Annotated in this window: 19 protein-coding genes; 8 read left to right on the forward strand and 11 right to left on the reverse strand. The window is 61.5% G+C overall.

Annotated elements, in window-relative coordinates; all coding sequences use genetic code 11:
• The first annotated feature begins 355 nt into the window (after nucleotides 1-355).
• Nucleotides 356-1579, forward strand: coding sequence for a methyl-accepting chemotaxis protein (locus tag B0D71_RS15915; RefSeq protein ID WP_420825137.1), 1224 nt, complete (start codon nucleotides 356-358; stop codon nucleotides 1577-1579).
• 128 nt (nucleotides 1580-1707) lie between these two features.
• Complete coding sequence (locus B0D71_RS15920) at nucleotides 1708-1911, forward strand: hypothetical protein (RefSeq protein WP_103395609.1); 204 nt, start codon at nucleotides 1708-1710, stop codon at nucleotides 1909-1911.
• A 5-nt stretch (nucleotides 1912-1916) separates the two neighbouring features.
• On the opposite strand, the gene B0D71_RS15925 is transcribed toward B0D71_RS15920, so the two are convergent.
• From B0D71_RS15925 to B0D71_RS31855, 3 genes are all read right to left on the reverse strand, one after another.
• Nucleotides 1917-2153 (reverse strand): DUF2789 domain-containing protein, encoded by a 237-nt coding sequence (locus B0D71_RS15925; protein WP_103395758.1) that lies wholly within the window; start codon nucleotides 2151-2153, stop codon nucleotides 1917-1919.
• 130 nt (nucleotides 2154-2283) lie between these two features.
• Nucleotides 2284-2514 carry a hypothetical protein gene (locus B0D71_RS15930; RefSeq protein WP_103395610.1) on the reverse strand — a complete coding sequence of 77 codons (231 nt, stop codon included), beginning with the start codon at nucleotides 2512-2514 and terminating at the stop codon, nucleotides 2284-2286.
• Nucleotides 2515-2676: 162 nt separating this feature from the next.
• Entirely contained in the window at nucleotides 2677-2925 is a 249-nt protein-coding gene (locus tag B0D71_RS31855) for a hypothetical protein (RefSeq protein WP_103395611.1), read from the reverse strand.
• Between the two features lie 413 nt (nucleotides 2926-3338).
• On the opposite strand from B0D71_RS31855, the gene B0D71_RS15940 reads away from it, so the two are divergent.
• The 4 genes from B0D71_RS15940 (at nucleotide 3339) to B0D71_RS15955 (ending at nucleotide 5683) form a co-directional block, all read left to right on the forward strand.
• Nucleotides 3339-3809, forward strand: coding sequence for a hypothetical protein (locus tag B0D71_RS15940; RefSeq protein WP_007986246.1), 471 nt, complete (start codon nucleotides 3339-3341; stop codon nucleotides 3807-3809).
• Nucleotides 3809-4012: a hypothetical protein gene (locus tag B0D71_RS15945; protein WP_103395612.1), complete on the forward strand. Its 204-nt coding sequence runs from the start codon at nucleotides 3809-3811 to the stop codon at nucleotides 4010-4012. Before B0D71_RS15940 ends, B0D71_RS15945 begins: the two co-directional genes overlap by 1 nt.
• A 118-nt stretch (nucleotides 4013-4130) precedes the next feature.
• Entirely contained in the window at nucleotides 4131-5144 is a 1014-nt protein-coding gene (locus B0D71_RS15950) for an ABC transporter substrate-binding protein (protein ID WP_103395613.1), read from the forward strand.
• 101 nt (nucleotides 5145-5245) lie between these two features.
• A complete protein-coding gene (locus tag B0D71_RS15955; protein ID WP_103395614.1) occupies nucleotides 5246-5683 on the forward strand; it encodes a DUF3995 domain-containing protein in 438 nt (145 codons plus the stop codon).
• A gap of 156 nt (nucleotides 5684-5839) precedes the next feature.
• Here the strand turns inward: B0D71_RS15955 and B0D71_RS15960 are convergent, their stop codons facing one another.
• The 7 genes from B0D71_RS15960 to B0D71_RS15990 all read right to left on the reverse strand — a co-directional run bounded on the left by B0D71_RS15960 (nucleotide 5840) and on the right by B0D71_RS15990 (nucleotide 13084).
• Complete coding sequence (locus tag B0D71_RS15960; protein WP_103395615.1) at nucleotides 5840-6202, reverse strand: Na+/H+ antiporter subunit G; 363 nt, start codon at nucleotides 6200-6202, stop codon at nucleotides 5840-5842.
• Nucleotides 6199-6477 carry a K+/H+ antiporter subunit F gene (locus B0D71_RS15965; protein WP_103395616.1) on the reverse strand — a complete coding sequence of 93 codons (279 nt, stop codon included), beginning with the start codon at nucleotides 6475-6477 and terminating at the stop codon, nucleotides 6199-6201. The genes B0D71_RS15960 and B0D71_RS15965 overlap by 4 nt, the downstream gene beginning before the upstream one ends.
• Nucleotides 6474-6962: a Na+/H+ antiporter subunit E gene (locus B0D71_RS15970; protein ID WP_103395617.1), complete on the reverse strand. Its 489-nt coding sequence runs from the start codon at nucleotides 6960-6962 to the stop codon at nucleotides 6474-6476. The genes B0D71_RS15965 and B0D71_RS15970 overlap by 4 nt, the downstream gene beginning before the upstream one ends.
• On the reverse strand, nucleotides 6959-8644 hold the full coding sequence (locus tag B0D71_RS15975) for a monovalent cation/H+ antiporter subunit D (protein WP_103395618.1): 1686 nt from the start codon (nucleotides 8642-8644) through the stop codon (nucleotides 6959-6961). Before B0D71_RS15975 ends, B0D71_RS15970 begins: the two co-directional genes overlap by 4 nt.
• Entirely contained in the window at nucleotides 8641-8985 is a 345-nt protein-coding gene (locus B0D71_RS15980) for a Na+/H+ antiporter subunit C (RefSeq protein WP_007986256.1), read from the reverse strand. Before B0D71_RS15980 ends, B0D71_RS15975 begins: the two co-directional genes overlap by 4 nt.
• Entirely contained in the window at nucleotides 8985-11903 is a 2919-nt protein-coding gene (locus B0D71_RS15985; protein ID WP_103395619.1) for a monovalent cation/H+ antiporter subunit A, read from the reverse strand. Before B0D71_RS15985 ends, B0D71_RS15980 begins: the two co-directional genes overlap by 1 nt.
• A 245-nt stretch (nucleotides 11904-12148) precedes the next feature.
• Entirely contained in the window at nucleotides 12149-13084 is a 936-nt protein-coding gene (locus tag B0D71_RS15990; protein WP_240635709.1) for a DMT family transporter, read from the reverse strand.
• 84 nt (nucleotides 13085-13168) lie between these two features.
• Between B0D71_RS15990 and B0D71_RS15995 the strand changes: the two genes are divergently transcribed.
• Complete coding sequence (locus tag B0D71_RS15995; protein ID WP_103395621.1) at nucleotides 13169-13732, forward strand: helix-turn-helix domain-containing protein; 564 nt, start codon at nucleotides 13169-13171, stop codon at nucleotides 13730-13732.
• 14 nt (nucleotides 13733-13746) lie between these two features.
• Entirely contained in the window at nucleotides 13747-15153 is a 1407-nt protein-coding gene (locus tag B0D71_RS16000) for an FAD/NAD(P)-binding protein (RefSeq protein ID WP_103395622.1), read from the forward strand.
• Between the two features lie 16 nt (nucleotides 15154-15169).
• Here the strand turns inward: B0D71_RS16000 and B0D71_RS16005 are convergent, their stop codons facing one another.
• Nucleotides 15170-15904 (reverse strand): substrate-binding periplasmic protein, encoded by a 735-nt coding sequence (locus B0D71_RS16005; protein ID WP_103395623.1) that lies wholly within the window; start codon nucleotides 15902-15904, stop codon nucleotides 15170-15172.
• Nucleotides 15905-16248: the final 344 nt, after the last annotated feature.

Raw genomic sequence — 16248 nt, forward strand, 5'->3', positions numbered from 1 at the left:
GGCAGTGCCTGCTGCAGTGCTGTTGCCGAAAAACCGCTGGCTGACACCGACGCTGCAAAGCATCGCCCTGATGCTGTTGCTAAGTGGCATGACGCTGGGCGAATGGTCGCTCTACCTTGGCCTGCCCCTGGCCGTATTGATTATCTGGCTGCCTCGTCTGCGTTCGCGCGCGACCCTGCAGGCTGCTTGCCCCGACAACCCCGATGCCATCGGCGCGTTGACTCGCGATCTTTCCTACACCACCAGCCATAATGCGCTGTCGGCCGCTGGCGTGGCGTTTTCGGTTCGGCAAGTGGCGGACAAACTGCAATCACAGCTCACGGCGGCGGCACAGATCGTCAGCAATGCCGAGGTGATGATCACCACCGAGCAGGCCACCTCGACGCTCAGCCGCCAGGCGCTCAGTGCCGCCAGTGAGGCTCATCAAAGTGGCGCGGTCGGGCGTACGGAGCTGATCGAGTCCATCGCGCGCATGCATCAGCTCAGCCGGCGCGCCAGTAACAGCCGTGAACTGATCGAAGCCTTGAGCGTGCGCAGCGATGATATCCAGCGCGTGACCCTGGTGATTCAGTCCATTGCCAGCCAGACCAACCTGTTGGCGTTGAACGCAGCCATTGAAGCGGCGCGGGCGGGGGAGCACGGTCGCGGGTTTGCAGTGGTGGCCGACGAAGTTCGCGGGCTCGCCGCACGCACGGCGACCGCGACGGGGGAAGTGGGCGAGATGGTGGCCGATATCCGGCAACGCACGGCGCAGGTGGTGGAGCAGATCCGCCAACTGTCCAGTGACCTCGACACCGGCGTCGAACAGGTCGAGCGGACGGGGCAGCACCTGGAGAACATTGCCCGTCTGGCCGCCAGTGTCGAGTCCCAGGTCGGGGAAATTGCCCAGGGCGCAGACACCAACCGTGAGCAACTGGGCAGCCTGTTTCACGCCATTGAACAGATGCGCAGCGATCTGGCGGTCAGCGACCAGCAGACACAACGTCTGGCCCAGGCGGCGGTGCAAATGGAAGGGCAGGCCGAAACCATCAGCGAGCGTCTTGCCGAGGTGGGGCTGGATGACTATCACCAGCGGATCTATGACCTGGCCCGGGAAGGTGCGAGTCAGATCGCCGCGCGTTTCGAGGCGGATATCGATGCCGGTCGAGTCAGTCTCGACGATCTGTTCGACCGCAACTACCAGACTATTGCCAACACCAGTCCGGCCAAGTACCAGACGCGTTTCGACCGCTACACCGATCAGGTTCTGCCCACGATCCAGGAACCGTTGTTGCCGCGTCACGAAGGATTGGTGTTCGCCATCGCCTGCACCCAGCAGGGTTATGTGCCGACCCATAACAACGCGTTCAGCCACCCGCTGACCGGGGACGCGCAAATCGATGCTTTGCAGAACCGGACCAAACGCAAGTTCGCTGACCGCACCGGGATCCGTTGTGGCAGCCATCAGAAGGCCGTGTTGCTGCAAACCTATACCCGCGACACCGGCGAGTTGATGCACGATCTCTCGGTGCCGATCATGCTCAAGGGCCGGCATTGGGGCGGTTTGCGCCTGGGCTACAAGCCGCAAAAGCCGCGCTAGAGCCCCGGGCCGGCAGACGATTGTTGCGACTCCTGCAATGAACCTGTGCAGGGTTTTGCTGTTTCCTCGCCGGAAAACTAATTAGCATATCTATTAATTAGGCTGCTAATGAAGTTCGAGAGGTCGGCGTGCAAAGCAAAGTTGATATCGCGGTCATGATCGGCAGCGGGGTACCTGCCAATCTGCGCTCCATGGGACGCAAGGTCTGCTGGGTGGTGTTGCTAAATGGCGAGCGCCGGGGTACGGCGTTCTCCAGTCGCGAAGAGGCGCAAGAGTGCAGGGCTGCCTGGTTGGCGCAATTGAACGCCGAAAGGCCTGACAGCCTGCATTGAGGTTGTCAGTGTGTCTGGTGCATACGCAGGTTCAGGTCGTCCACCACTCGCGCCCAGTCTGCGTCTTCGCGTAATTGTTCCTTGAGGAAGCCGGCCTGTTGCGGTGACCAGAACTCGGCGTCGATGAGTTTTTTGTCATCGGGCAGGGAATGGCTGGCAATGAAGTCGTCGATCGCTTTCTGGCTGGAGTCCAGGCCGAGCTGGTCGAACAGGCCTTTCAAGTCGTGTGTCGGTGATTCCATCTTCATCTCCTTGCAGGTCTCGGTCGGGTCGAGGGCGAAGCGCGGTACCCTGGATTCGAGGGCGCCGCACGGGCGAAGTTCGAACGCGATGTTCAAGCGCAACGATGAGCATAGACCGCCAAACCGACAATCAGGCTTTCAATGCACCCGCATCGACCGCCGCCTTGAGGTCCCTGGCTGATTCCTGGGCCGCAATGGCGGCGACATCCGGGGTTTTGAACCAGCGATCCTTTTCGACCTGGTGATACGTCACGGTCTTGAGCGGTGGTTTGGCGCGCATGACAATCACGGCCTGGAATTCACCCTCGACTTCTCTGGCTTCGCCCCGGATAAAAAACTCGCCGATATCAAATTCCGTCACGTTGCAGACTTCCCCTGGCAAAGCATTATTGTTGTCAACGCAACCCGAATTTTTGCGGATCCGTTTTGTTGGGCAGGCAGTATGGCAGTAGTTGCCCGTCGACGGCTGAGATAAGTCAACGGGCAGACGAAACGTCGATGGCAATGAGCGTGGTGGGGCATGTCAAGCGTGTGATTCAAGAAACCGGGCAAGGGCACAGGCTTCGTTATGACTGGCTCGGAAACCTCTGACGCAGCCTGTAGAAATATCCTTGATATGAAAGAAGGCATTCCCCGCCATCACCACCTGAAATCGCGGGCGATACGGAGCATCCTGCAGTAGTTCATGGTGGCGGAACCGTATCGCGGGCAGGAACGCTGGCGTTTCTGTGTCAGGCTCCAGGGGATAGGCAAAGTGTGTCAACGTGCACATATGAAGTCCTTTTCATGGTTTTAACGACGTATGTACGTCGTTTTGGCTAGTCTCCAAGAGCATCGCTGCTCTAGAATCACCCTCACTGGTGGGTGAGTGATGTTTATCTAAAGCAATTTCTTGCGGACGATATGTAGGAAAAGATTTTATCTTGATGAGATTTTTCCCCGAAGTTGATAGTCCATAATTTTCTGGCAGCAGGAAGGGTGTTTTCCTTCAGCCTGTGACGAACGCCAGTCAGGACGACGCGAGTGATGTTCCAGTAGTCTTCTCAAGCTTCGTGATGAATGAGCGCACTGCTCATTCAGGACTTCAATCCGGGTTCTTTGGCTACACCGTCGGCATTGCCGCTTTTTTGGCTGTGCGTCTATTTTTCGCGCACGGCACCATTTTTCAGATGTGGGGATGTTTCCTTGGCAGTAAGTAATCTCGATATGCATGCTTTGTTCGTGCTGGGTGATTTGCGCGCAAAGCTGGTCAAGCAGTTTCAGTCACGTTTCGTTTACATCACCGAGCAGAACGCTGAAGGCATTTACATTGCCGAAATCGACACCGAATCAGCCCTGGTGGTGGACGACAAACCCGGACTCAAACTCAAGGTCGGCGATCATTTCAGCGCGTCCGTGCTGCCCAGTCGCGAAGGCGGCAAACTGGACATCAAGTTCCGCGACATCAAGCTGACGGTTTACGGCATTGGCGACTACGCCTTCGTAACCACGGCCGACGGTCAGGGGATCGTGTTCAAGGAAGGTCACAGCGTGGTGATGGTGTTTGCTGCCCATCAGCAGTTGCAGGAAGGCCTGACCAAGACCCTGAAAGCCGTGACCGCCAAAGCGGCCAAGTGGCGCAAGGGCGAACTGGTGACCTTCAAGGCCAGTGAGTGATGACCCTGACCCGCGCCGACTTCCACGAACAGAACCTGGCCAGTGCTCAAGACGAAGCGCGGCGGCTGTTCGAGCAGAAGACCATTCTGCAAGGGGCCTGGCTGAATTGGGTGGCGTCACGGCTTTACCAACTGCAACCGGCGGAATATGCCAGCATGGTCAGACGAGAGCTGATGCGTTTGCAGGAAACTTCCGAAATCTGATCCACGCACCTCGAAAGCAGGAACCTCTACTACAGTCATTGGACTGAGTATTCAGAGGCTTCGCGGTCTACTGCCAGGCCATCCTGCTATTGCTGTGAACAGCACGAGGTGCAAAAGCATGAACGGATTTCGACGGTTGCTGGCCGCTGTCCTGGCCACTTGCGGTTTGCTGGCGACACCCGCCCCGGTGTTTGCCGCCCAGACGCCGATCCATTTCGCCGACCTGAACTGGGAGAGCGGCAGCCTGATTACCGATGTCCTGCGCATCATTGTCGAGAAGGGCTACGGGCTGCCGACCGATACCTTGCCGGGCACTACCATCACCCTGGAAACCGCGCTGGCCAACAACGACATCCAGGTCATTGGCGAAGAGTGGGCCGGTCGCAGCCCGGTCTGGGTCAAGGCGGAAGCCGAAGGCAAGGTCGTCAGCCTCGGCGACACGGTCAAGGGCGCTACCGAAGGCTGGTGGGTGCCGGAGTATGTGATCAAGGGCGACCCGGCCAAGGGTATCAAGCCGCTGGCGCCGGACCTGCGCAGTGTCAGCGACCTGCCGCGATACAAAGATGTATTCAAGGACCCGGAAGCCCCGACCAAGGGACGTTTCCTCAACAGCCCCATCGGTTGGACCTCAGAAGTGGTCAACAAGCAGAAGCTCAAGGCCTATGGGCTGGACGACAGCTACGTGAATTTCCGCAGCGGCTCGGGCGCGGCACTGGATGCCGAAATCACTTCGTCAATTCATCGTGGCAAGCCGGTGCTGTTTTACTACTGGTCGCCCACGCCGTTGCTCGGCCGCTTCAAGCTGATTCAACTCGAAGAACCACCGTTCGACGCCGAAGCCTGGAAAACCTTGACCGACGCCGACAACCCCAACCCACAGCCGACCCGTTCCCTGGCCTCCAAGCTGTCGATCGGTGTGTCCACTCCGTTTCAGAAACAATATCCGCAGATTGCCGAATTCTTCGCCAAGGTCGAGTTTCCGATCGACTCCCTGAACAAAGCGCTGGCGCAGATGAGTGAGAAACATACGCCGCCGCGTCAGGCCGCAGAGGCCTTCATGAAGGCTCATCCGGACGTCTGGCGGGCCTGGTTGCCCAAGGACGTGGCGGATAAAGTCTCCGCCGGAATGTGAGCGGCCGCCGGTATGAACTTTTGATCTTGCACTTGCTCGCGCACTTCAGGAAAAGCCGACTAGCCTGTTCTGTTCAAATCCCTTTCCAGGATCTCTGAATCATGACCTTGCTGTTGGCTCAATGGCTGGTGACGATCTTCGCGGTGATCAGTCTGGTGCATGTGTATTGGGCGTTGGGTGGTGAGTGGGCGGCGGTGGCGGTGGTCCCGCAAGTACCGCAGGAGGGCAGCGCACAACTGAGGCCGGCGTTCAAACCACGAGGCTGGATCACGCTGGTGGTGGCAGGGGGGCTGCTGTCGATTGCCGTGCTGGTGTGCTTGCGCGTGGGTTGGTGCCTGCCACCCTTGCATCACTGGTCGTTGCAGTGGGTGATCAGCGCGATTGCGATTTTGCTGTTTGCCCGGGCCATTGGCGATTCGGAGCTGGTGGGTTTTTTCAAGGAGGTCAAAGGCTCGAAATTTGCCCGGCTCGATACCTGGGTTTACTCGCCGTTGTGTGTGGTGCTGGGGGCAGGGTTGTTGGCGGTGGCCTGGGTTTGATTGATCGACATTCTGTGGTGGCAATACTGGCCTCATCGCGGGCAAGCCCGCTCCTACAGGATTTGTGGGTATACGAAAATTCCGTCAACAACCGCAATCCGTGTAGGAGCTGGCTTGCCAGCGATGAGGCCGGCCCAGTCAATACAAATCCTTGGTCTAACTACCGCTCTCACTCCGCCGACTGCTCACCTCAGCCGGCACATCATCCCCGGCCATGCGTTTGCGGAACAGCGCGGCTCGGGCCAGCAGCAAGGTTGTCACCGGCACGGTAATCGCCAGCAGGATCGGAATCAGCCAGGCGTGCAGTACCGGCGCGGACTTGAGCGCCGAAAAGTAGATGATCGAAGCCAATGCTACGCACCAGGCCCCGAGCGTCGAGGCCAGGGCCGGCGGGTGCATGCGCTGGAAGTAGTCCTTCATGCGCAGCAGGCCCGTGGCGCCGATCAATGCGAACAGGCTGCCGAGCACCAGCAGGACCGCCACCGGGATTTCCACCCACAACGACAATGGCGTATTCATTCGATCACCTCACCACGCAGCAAAAACTTCGCCAGGGCGAACGAGCCGACGAAACCGAACAGTGCAATCAATAGCGCTGCCTCGAAGTACGTATCACTGGCATAACGGATACCCAGCGTCAGCATCATCAGCATCGCGACGATGTACAGGTAGTCCAGCGCCAGGACCCGGTCCTGGGCCGACGGGCCCTTGAACAGGCGAATCAGAGTCAGGATCATCGCCAGGGAAAAGAAGAACAGGCTCAGCAGGATCGCGTTCGACAGCAACGGGCTCATTCGAAGATCTCCATCAACGGACGTTCGTAGGTCGCCTTGAAGTGCTGGATGAACAGCGCCTCATCGTCCAGGTCGAAGACGTGCAACAACAGAATGCTGCGGTCCAGCGCCAGCTCCGACCAGACCGTACCGGGCACCACCGTGGTGATCATCGACAGCGCGGCCAGACCGTTGGCGTCTCGCAAGTCCAGTGGCACCTTGATGAAGCGCGAGCGTGGCGGGCGGCGACCGGCATTGAGTACGTTCCAGGCCACGGCGAGGTTGGACACCAGCACATCACGCCCGACCACCAGGACCAGGCGCAGGATCACCCCGGGACGACGGATGCGCACCGGCAGCGGGCGCAGCCTGCGCATCATCAGCGGCGCACAAAACCCCAGCACTGCCCCCAGCAGCAGATTGCCGGGGCTTGCCGACAGGTTCAGCAACAGCCAAAGCAGCCACAGGGCCAGCGACAGCAAGGGCGCAGGAAACAGGCGCTTCATGGCTGCACCTCCTGCGGGGCCGTGTCGGCCGACGGGTTCGGTTCGACGCGGGTGTCGAGTACCGCCATCACGTATTGCTGCGGGTTGTACAAGGCATCGGCGGCGGCCTGGGTGTAGCGCAGCAGCGGATCTGCCTTGAAGGTCAGCGCAATGCTCAACCCCAACAGCGCGAAGATCGGCGCGCATTCGAAGCGTCGCAGCAGGGGCGAGGGGCGTTCCGCAGGCGTCCAGAAGCGCTGGATACCCAAACGCGAGAACGCAATCAGCGATGCCAGCCCGGACAAAATCAACAACACCAACAGGCCCCACGCGGCGTTGGAAATCGGTTCGTCACCGCTGTTGCCAAGGCCAAGCGGGTTGAGCAGGGCGCCGATCAACCCGAGTTTGCCGATAAACCCGGACAGTGGCGGCATGCCGATGATCAGCAAGGCGCAGGCGATGAAGCTCAGGCCGAGAAACGCCATGGTCCAGGGAATCACCTGGCCGACCACGGCATTTTGCTCGTCGTCGAGGTTGGTGCCTTTGGGCGGATGCAGGGATTCCAATGGTCGGGGCAGCAGTTCGGCTTCATCTTCGAGCAGGACTTCGTTGGCCGAGCGCGAGCGCTCGATCAGTTCGGCCAGCAGGAACAGTGCGCTCAGCGCCAAGGTCGAGCTGAACAGATAGAACAGCGCCGCGCCGACCAGGTTCGGCTGGGCGAAACCGATGGTCGACAACAGAATACCCGCCGACACCAGAATGCTCAGGCTGGCCATGCGCTCCAGGCGTTGCGCGGCGAGGATCGCAATGGCGGCGCAGACGATCGTTGCCATGCCGCCGTAGATCAGCCAGTCACCGCCATAGAATGCCGATGCCCCGGCCTGAGCGGAGAACAGCAGCGTCCACAGGCGCAGCAAGGTGTAGATGCCGACCTTGGTCATGATCGCGAACATCGCCGCCACCGGTGCACTGGCCGAGGAATAGGCCGGCACCAGCCAGAAATTCAGCGGCCACATGCCAGCCTTGGCCAGGAATGCGACGGCCAGAATCCCCGCGCCGGCATGTAGCAAGCCGCGATCGGCTTCGGACACCAGGGGGATTTTTACCGCCAGGTCGGCCATGTTCAGGGTGCCGGTGACGCCATAGATCAGCGCCGCGCCAATCAGGAACAGCGACGAGGCCAGCAGGTTGATCGAAATGTAATGCAGCCCCGACGACACCCGCGCGCGGCCCGAGCCGTGGAGCATCAACCCGTAGGACGCGGCCAGCAACACTTCGAAGAACACGAACAGGTTGAACAGGTCGGCGGTGAGGAACGCACCGTAAAGGCCCATCAACTGGATCTGGAACAGCGCGTGAAAGCTCGAACCGGCGCTGTCCCAGCGTGCCATGGCAAACAGCAGGGCACTGACGCCGATGATGCCTGTCAGCACCAGCATCAGCGCCGACAGGCGATCGACCACCAGCACCAGGCCGAACGGCACTTGCCAGTTGCTCGGCAGGTACACGCCGATGGAACCGGGCACACCGGTGGTTTGTGTCCATTGCAACAGCGCCACGGCGATGCCCAGGCCGAGCAGGCTGGAGAACAGATTGATCTTCGCCTTGAGCGGCCGGTGCTTCTCGCCGAGCATCAGCATGATCGCGGCGGTCAGCAGCGGCAGCAGAATGGGGGCGACGATCAGGTGGGTCATCGCCATCATTCTTTAGGCTCCCGGCCGTCCACATGGTCGGTGCCGGTCAGGCCCCGTGAGGCCAGCAGCACCACGAGGAACAGCGCGGTCATCGCGAAGCTGATGACGATCGCGGTCAGCACCAGGGCTTGCGGCAATGGGTCGGTGTAGTGCAACAGATCCTGCGGCACGCCGTCCTTGATGATCGGTTCCTTGCCGATGAACAGGCTGCCCATGCTGAAGATGAACAGATTGACGCCGTAAGACAGCAGGCACAGGCCCATGACCACCTGGAACGTCCGTGGGCGCAGGATCAGCCAGACACCGGACGCGGCCAGTACGCCGATGGCGATTGCGATGACTTCTTCCATCAGACGGCTCCCTTGGCGGCAACGGATTTGGGCTGGGCAGCGGTTTTGTGACCCCGCACCGACTGGTGGGCGAGGGCGGTGAGGATCAACAGGGTCGAGCCGACTACCACGCCATACACACCGATGTCGAAGAACAGCGCGCTGGCCAGGTGAATGTCACCCAGCAGTGGCAACGAGAAATGCCAGGTGTGGGTGGTCAGGAACGGATAACCGACCACCATCGCACCCAGGCCGGTGGCCGTGGCGAACAATAGCCCGGTGCCCATCCAGCGCAGCGGCCGCAGGCTCATTTGCGCCTCGACCCACTGCGTGCCGGCGACCATGTATTGCAGGATGAACGCCACCGACATCACCAGCCCGGCAACAAAGCCGCCGCCCGGTTGATTGTGTCCGCGCATGAACAGGTAGAGCGACACCACCAGCGCCACCGGCAACAGCAGGCGCACCAGCACCGCCGGTACCATCATGAAGCCGAGCGCGGTGTCGCTGGCGTGACGCGGGTTGACCAGGTCGGTGACCACGTCCGGTGCGAGCAAGCGTTGCTGGGCCGGCAATTGCAGGCTTTCTTTCGGCGGACGGAAGCGGCGCAGCAGGGCGTACACGGTCAGAGCCACGGCCACCAGCACGGTGATTTCGCCGAGGGTGTCGAAACCACGGAAGTCCACCAGCATCACGTTGACCACGTTGCTGCCGCCGCCTTCGGGCAAGGCGCGGCTCAGGTAGAAGGAGGAAATGTCGTTGGGGGTCTGGCGCGTCAGCATGGCGTAGGCCAGCAACGCCATGCCGACGCCGACCGCGGTCGACAGCAGCAAGTCGCGGATACGCCGCACCCGCGCCCGGCGCAGGCTGCCCGGCAGCGGCGAGACTTCTTCGATCCGTCGTGGCAGCCAGCGCAGGCCCAGCAGGATCAGCACCGTGGTCACCACTTCGACCGCCAGTTGTGTCAGGGCCAGGTCCGGCGCGGAAAACCAGACGAAGGTGATGCAGGTCATCAGGCCGCAGACGCTGACCATGGTCAGGGCCGCGAGACGGTGATACTTGGCCTGATAGGCCGCGCCAAGGGCGCAGGCGATGGCCAGCAACCACAAGGTGACGAAGACGATCGATCCCGGGATCTTCGGCCGGTCGCCCCAGTGCAGGCTGCTGTGCAGCATGGGGATCAACCCGGCCAGCACAGCGGCGAGTACCACCAGGAACAACTGCATTTGCAGGCGCCGGGTGCCAATCCGCGGCTCCAGGCGACGGGCCAGGCGCATGCTGGCGACCAGTACGTATTCGAACAGGTGCTTGCCGTCCAGGCGACCAATGACGGGCGGGCGGTTAAAGCGTCCGCGCTTTAATTGATTGCGCAGCAGCAGATAGATCGCAGTGCCGCAGGACAAGGCGATCAGGCTCATGATCATCGGCGCGTTCAGGCCGTGCCAGATGGCCAGGCTGTACTCGGGTAGCGTGCCGCCGACCACCGGTTGCGCCGCCGCCGCGAGCAGCGGGCCGACCACCTGGGCCGGGAAGATCCCTACCAGCAGGCAAGTGAACACCAGCAATTCGACCGGCGCGCGCATCCAGCGCGGTGGCTCGTGGGGCGTGTGAGGCAAATCGGTCGCGGGCGGACCGAAGAACACATCCACGGTGAAACGCAGGGAGTAAGCCACGCTGAAAGTACCGGCAATCGTTGCCACGATCGGCAAGCTCAACTCGACCCAGCGCGTGGCATTGATGAACACGGTTTCGGCGAAGAACATTTCCTTGGACAGGAAGCCGTTGAGCAACGGCACACCCGCCATCGAGGCGCTGGCGACCATGGCCAGGGTGGCGGTGAACGGCATCAGCTTGTACAGGCCACTGAGCTTGCGGATGTCGCGGGTGCCGCTTTCGTGGTCGATGATCCCGGCGGCCATGAACAGCGAAGCCTTGAACGTGGCGTGGTTGAGGATGTGGAATACCGCGGCGACGGCGGCCAGCGGGCTGTTCAGGCCGAGCAGCAGGGTGATCAGGCCGAGGTGGCTGATGGTCGAGTAGGCCAGCAAGCCCTTGAGGTCATTCTGGAACATCGCGCAATACGCACCGAGCAACAGGGTGCAGGCACCGGCGCCGCTGACGATGTAGAACCATTCTTCACTGCCCGAAAGCGACGGCCATAGCCGTGCGAGCAGAAACACCCCGGCCTTGACCATGGTCGCCGAGTGCAGGTACGCCGACACGGGCGTCGGCGCGGCCATGGCATGGGGTAGCCAGAAGTGGAAGGGGAATTGAGCACTTTTGCTCAAGGCGCCGATCAGGATCAGGGGCAACAGGATCGGGTAGAGGGCATGGGCGCGAATCAGGTCGCCGGCGGCCAGGACCTTGTCCAGGTCATAGCTGCCGACCACATGGCCGAGCAGCATGACCCCCGCCAGCAGGCACAAACCGCCCGCGCCGGTGACCATCAGCGCCATGTAGGCGCCGCGCCGTGCATCGGCGCGATGGTGCCAGTAGCCAATCAACAGGAACGAGAAGAGGCTGGTCAGCTCCCAGAAAAACACGATTTGGATCAGGTTGCCGGAGATCACCAGCCCAAGCATGGCGCCCATGAAGGCCAGGAAAAACGCGAAGAAGCGCGGCACCGGATCGTTCGGCGACATGTAGTAGCGGGCGTACAGCGAAACCAGGGTGCCGATGCCCAGCACCAGCATGGAGAACAGCCAGGCGAATCCGTCCATGCGCAGGACGAAGTTCAGGCCCAGGCTGGGCAGCCAGGTAAACTCTTCGCGAATGACCCCGCCATGGGCGATCTGCGGGTACAGGAACGCGACCTGAAGGGTACCGATCAGGGCGATCAGGCCAGCCAGCAGGGATTCGGCGTTACGTGCATTGTGCGGCAACACGGCCGCCAAACAGCTGCCTATGAAAGGCAGAAGCAGTAGAACTATCAGGGACATAGGCTTCTAATCTGCGGAAGTTTGTGAAGCATCATACGTGCCAGCTCCCGGATCGCCAAACGCCAAGCTGTCGCAGAATCCTACACGGTAGACGGAAAAGCCCTGATTCACATTGTTTCTGGTAGAGGGTTTTCGCCTGTGCTGACGCCATCGCGAGCAGGCTCGCACACAGTGGGAATGCGTTTCCCCTGTGGGAGCGAGCCTGCTCGCGAAAGCTATTCAACAAGCAAAGCAGGAGCTACGGCTTAACCCTGTGTTTCCCGCTCCAGTTCTTCTTCGACCGACGCAGCCTTACCCTTGGTCTTCAACTCGCTGACAATCACCGCCGCCACAATCAACCCGGCGCCGACCAGGGCAATCGCCGGCAGGCGTTCCCCGGCAATGCGCCCGACAATCCCGGCCCACACCGGCTCACCGGCATAGATCAGCGTGGCGCGGGTCGGTGACACGCTTTTCTGTGCCCAGTTCATCGCCACCTGGATCGCCGCACTCGCAGCACCAAGGCCCAGCGCGCTGCACAGCAGCAACCAGGAGAAGTCCGGAATCGCCTCGTTGGTTGGCACCACCATCAGGAACGACAGCCCCGAAGTGACTGCCAGTTGCACCGCCGTCACCCGGCGCACATCGACCTGGCCGGCATAGGTGCTAATCAGGATGATCTCCGCCGCAATGGCCACCGCGCTGATCAAGGTGGCGATTTCACCGGAGCTGAAATTGAACGACGCACCGGACGGCCCGGACAACAGCATCAACCCGGTAAAGGCCAGCATGATGCCGATGCTGGGCATCAACCCCGGTCGCCGCCCCAGCACCAGCCATTGCAGCAACGGCACGAAAGGGACGTACAGCGCGGTAATGAATGCCGACTGGCTGCTGGGAATGCTTTGCAGGCCGACCGTCTGCAAGCCGTAGCCGAGCATGATCGCCACGCCGATAAACGACCCGGCCTTGAGTTCGAACAGGGTCAGGTCGCGCAGGTGACGCCAGGAAAACAGGGCGACGATGCAAGCGGCGGCGGCAAAGCGCAGACCGACGAAAAACATCGGGCCGCTGACGGTCATCGCATGCTGTACCAGCAGGAAGGTACCGCCCCAGACCATCGTGATCAGCACCAGCACGCATTCGGCCTTGCTGAACCTTGTAAAACGGGAGGAAGCCTTTGGGGAGTTCACCGACGTCATGACCTTGCACGCTACTGGAGGGGGACGCACAATGCGCCGAATGTTGCGCAGTATACTGCCCAACCCCACTCAGTGAGCAATATAGTGCACAAAGATTCTACCCAACGGGCTTCGGTCCTCCAGCACGTCAGTCAAAACGTCCGTCGCTTGCGTCATGCCGCCGACCTGAGCCAGACGGCGCTGGCCGAAAAGTCTGGTGTCAGTCGCCGAATGCTGGTGGCGATCGAGGCGGGGGAAAAGAATGTCAGCCTGACCACCCTAGACCGGGTCGCCGAAGCCCTCGACGTTGCCTTCAGTGATTTGATCCAGGCGCCCGACGCCCGCGACCCCAGCCGTATCAATGAACTGGCCTGGACTGGCACGATCCCCGGCAGCAAGGCCGTGTTGCTCTCCAAGGCCCAGGCCAGTCGCGAAGTCGAGCAGTGGGAGTGGTGCCTGCAACCGGGCGAGGTGTATCCGTCGGAGCCGGATGCCGATGGCTGGAGCGAGCAGATTTATGTCTTCGAAGGTTGCCTGACCGTTATGCTCGGCGAACAGCCACAGATTATCGCGACGGGTGAATTCTTCATGTTCGCCAGCAACCAGCCGCACTGTTACCGCAACGACGGGGCGGTGGCGGCGAAGTTTGTGCGTAATGTGGTGATCTGAACCGGGAGAGCACGATGGACCAGACCTTGACCAATGATGCTGACATCCTGATTGTCGGCGGCGGCCTCAGTGGTGCGATGCTGGCGGCGCAGTTGATGCGTTTGCCGGGCCAGCGCCGGGTGCTGGTGATCGAGCCCCGGGCCGAGTTGGGGCGGGGCGAAGCCTACAGCGCGGTGGAGCTGGGCCACACGCTCAACGGCAACGCGGCGCGGATGAGTGTCGACCCGGACAACGCCGACGATCTGACCCAATGGCTGACCGAATACATCGCGGCGGGTGGCTGGCCGGAATCGGATCAGCAGCACGTGCCAATCAGCGAACTGTTTCCACCTCGAGGGATTTTCGGCCTGTACGCCCGACAGCGCCTGGCAGAAGCGCAGGCGGTGGGTGCATTGAACGGTTCGACAGTCGAGCATGTGCAGGCCGAGGTGGTCGATTTGCAAGCCAATGCCGGCGCCGTGCAACTGACCTTGAGCGATGACCGATGCTTGCAGGGCGCTTTTGCGGTACTGGCCACCGGAATGTTTCCCGCCGCGCGCACGCCACAAACCCAATCCAGCGGCTTGAACGCCGCCGCCCTCGATCCGTGGGACGTGGCAGCCATGCAGAGGCTCGATCCGCAAGCGACGGTCATGATCATCGGCTCGGGCCTGACCATGGTCGACGCCGTGGTCTCCCTGGAACAGGCCGGACATCGCGGACCGATCGAAGTGTTTTCCCGCCATGGCCTGCTGCCCCATGTGCGCCGCCAGCCACCAGCCTGGGTGGATTTTCTCGCGCAGGACCAGAGCATCCGCACCCCTCGTCAGTTGATGCGCGAACTGCGTCGACACTGCCAGGAGGCCATCGCCCAGGGCATCGACTGGCAGGCACCACTGGACACGGTGCGAGCCCATATCGGCCGCTTGTGGCATCAGGCGACGGATAGGCAGCGGCAGCAGTTCGTGCGGCATGTACGGCCGTGGTGGGAAAGCCATCACCACCGCTCACCACCCTTGAGCGCCGAACTGGTGGAGCGCTTATATAAAGAAGGGCGGTTGCGTATTCACGCGGCTTCGTTCAAGGGGCTTGAGCCTTCAACGGGCGACGGCGTCAGTATCCGCCTTCGACGGCGCGGCGAGGCGCAGACCTGTGTGGTCAGCGGTGCTGCCCTGATCAACTCCAGCGGTATCGAATACGACTGGCGCCGGGTCGCGCGGCCGTTGCCCCGGCAACTGCTCGACCGTGGCCTGGTGCGGCCGGGGCCGCTGGCCTTGGGCATTGCGGCAGAGGTCGATGGCGCGGTGGTGAACGCCGAGGGACAGCCCGCCCGCCGTCTGTTTGCCATGGGCCCGCCGTTGCGCGGCATGTGGTGGGAAAGTACCGCCGTCACCGATGTGGCGAGCCAGGCCAAGGCGTTGGCCGAGCGGCTTGTGCGCTAGCCGTCCATTCTGGACTTCAGCGCGGTGTGTTGGGGCTCAGCCAGCGTTGCTTGAGTCGCTCCAGGCTTCCGTCCTGTCGCATCTGCTCCAGCGCTAGTTGCCAGCGCGCCACCTGGTGGGCATCGGTCTTCAGGGAAAACGCAATGTAGCTGCCTTGCCGCATCAACGAGATCTGGTAGTGCAGTTGGCTGGGCGGCACGCCTTCTTCACGGGCCAGGGTGGCAATGGACAAGGTGTCGGCCACCACATAGTCGGCACGCCCCAGACGCGCCAAGCGCATCATCTGCTCGGGTGTTTCGACGCCATACAGATTGTCCAGGCCCTGCTTCTGCAAATAGTTGTAGGCCAGCCATTTACGCGGCACCGCAATGGCACCGTGACTGCCGGCTTCCAGCAGGCTGCGCACGGGCTGGCGGGTGCTGTCGGCGGAATACAGGGCCGTTTCGACGTCCAGCAACGGGCCGACCCATTGGTACAGGCCATCGCGCTCGGCCGTGCGCAACACGGTGAACACCCCGGTGGCCGGTTCGCTGCTGGCGACATGCAAGGCCCGCAGAAATGGCAGTTGTTGCAGGTGCACGCGATCTCCGGTGCGCTCGGCCAGTGTCCGCACCACGTCCACACCAAACCCCGTCAATTCGCCGCCTTGCTGGAAATGCAGTGGCGGATGGTTGTCGGTCAGCAGGTTCAGGTCAGCCGCGCATGCGCTGAAGGTGAGGAAGTACAGCAGGCAAACGGCAAAGCGCTTCATGAATCGTCCTTGATGAAATGAAGCGCAGAGCTTAGTACGGGCGTGCTGCGGCTGTCCTGCACAATTGTCGGACTTTTTTGGCTGACTTCGGGACTGGCCAATCAGGTTGTGGATCCGGGTACATATCCGTTTTTTAGGAACGGCGGCTGGCGGTTTCGCCCTTACGGCTAGCCACTTTTAACAAGCGCCTAAAAAACCAAGCAAAAAAACGCTCGGTATGACTCGCCCCTGGCGCCCGGCCCCTCGCTCCGAGGTGGCGGGTGGATCAAGCGCTGCAGGCGAGCTAACGCTCGGCCTGATGAGTGGTGAGAGGCGTGGGTGTACGCCGCTTTTTCTTTCGCTTT

The sequence above is a fragment of the Pseudomonas laurylsulfativorans genome (assembly GCF_002906155.1).
GTDB lineage: Bacteria > Pseudomonadota > Gammaproteobacteria > Pseudomonadales > Pseudomonadaceae > Aquipseudomonas > Aquipseudomonas laurylsulfativorans.